Source organism: Virgibacillus sp. 7505 (assembly GCF_002272135.1).
Taxonomy (GTDB): Bacteria; Bacillota; Bacilli; order Bacillales; family Amphibacillaceae; genus Terribacillus.
The window spans coordinates 1-210 of the sequence record NZ_NPBF01000478.1 but is presented as its reverse complement, the minus strand read 5'-3'; the positions used below and the strand labels follow the sequence as shown (position 1 = coordinate 210).

Here is a 210-nt window from a genome sequence, read left to right as displayed (position 1 = left end):
GGGCAGACAATGTGCCGTCAACTGTCCGCGCCGTCCAACCGTTAGCATCAAGCGTGCTGTTGTACTTGCCGATGTTTACCATCGGTTCGATCGTAATGACCATTCCTTCTCGTAAGCGCAGTCCTTTGCCTTGAGCACCAAAATGGAGCACTTGTGGCGGCTCATGCAACGTCGGTCCGATTCCATGGCCAGTGAAGTCGCGGACAACGG

At 55.2% G+C, this 210-nt stretch carries 1 protein-coding gene; it reads right to left on the bottom strand.

The window, feature by feature from the left end:
- On the bottom strand, positions 1-210 hold a 210-nt coding region (locus CHH91_RS19875), incomplete at both ends, for a M24 family metallopeptidase (protein ID WP_141234289.1).